The organism is Streptomyces jumonjinensis, from assembly GCF_009600885.1.
Taxonomy (GTDB): Bacteria; Actinomycetota; Actinomycetes; order Streptomycetales; family Streptomycetaceae; genus Streptomyces; species Streptomyces jumonjinensis.
Window position 1 is genome coordinate 7,322 of record NZ_VCLA01000194.1, and the last position, 1,008, is coordinate 8,329.

At 72.3% G+C, this 1,008-nt stretch carries 2 protein-coding genes; both read right to left on the reverse strand.

Annotated elements, in window-relative coordinates; genetic code table 11:
• Positions 1-381 (reverse strand): DUF2637 domain-containing protein (locus FF041_RS38335; protein ID WP_323393359.1); only part of this gene is annotated, 381 nt, incomplete at its 3' end.
• On the reverse strand, positions 378-941 hold the full coding sequence (locus FF041_RS32475) for a WhiB family transcriptional regulator (protein WP_153526082.1): 564 nt from the start codon (positions 939-941) through the stop codon (positions 378-380). The genes FF041_RS32475 and FF041_RS38335, both read right to left, overlap by 4 nt.
• Between the last annotated feature and the right edge of the window lie 67 nt (positions 942-1,008).

A 1,008-nucleotide genomic window follows, 5' to 3' on the forward strand; every position in this document is an offset into this window, starting at 1 on the left:
GGCGACCGTGGAGAGCACGCCGACCGTGACGTCCTCCAGCCTCAGCCCAGCCCCGGGCGGGCCCTGCTGATTGAGGCGGACGGCGTGAAGGGCGTTGGCCCAGATGCTGACCGCGGAGGCGGTGCCGAAAAGGGTCCAGGCGTAGAGCCGGGCGGTGAACGGCGCGGCCCGCAGGACCAGGAGGCCGCGCACTCCGTAGGCGATGAAGCCGTCGATGATCAGGGGGAAGAGGTAGGTGAGGGCGCCCCGGATGTGGATGGAGGCGGCCATCTGCTGGAGGGCGTCGTAGGAGAGGGCGCAGGCGGCGGCGCCGAGGGTGACGACGGCGGCCTTGTCCCAGGCGGTGGTGGTGTGCGCCGGTATCGGCGCCGGGGTGGTCACGCGGCCGTCCCGAGGTCGGCACGGGCCGGGGCCTTGGGCGCCGCCGAGGTGACCGGCACCGTCCGGGTACCGGTCTTCTTGGTGTTGCGGTTGCGGATCTCTCGGCTGGCGTGGCGGTAGAGCTTTTTGGCGTGGTCCACAGTGATCTTCAGGAGGCGGGCGAGCTGGTCGGCCGGGATCCCGGCCTGGTAGGCGTCGCGGGCGACCGCGCGGCGTTCGGCGCGGCTGAGGTGGACGTCTCGGCCGGCGAGGGTTTCGTTGATCCGGGTGTAGTCGAGGCGCTGGGGGAGCTTGCTGTGGAGGGCGTCGCGTTCTTCCTCGGTGAGGCCGCCCCGGATGCCGTCGCGGTCGCCGTTCTCCAGGGCGGTGTCCAGGCAGGTGCGGCGGACGGGGCACTGGGCGCAGATGGTCTTGGCGGCGGTGATGCGGTCGATCTCGTCCGGTCCGGGGAAGAACAGCTCCGGGTCGACGGTGTGGTGGGTGCTGGTGCGGCAGGCGGCCTGGTCCTGCCAGGTGTGGTCGCCGAGGGTGCGCGGCTCGTGGGTGGTGGCGCTGTGCATGCGTGGTCTCCAGAGGATCCCGGGGCAGGGGTGTGCTCGTCCGGGGTCGGTGAAGGCGGGCCCGTGG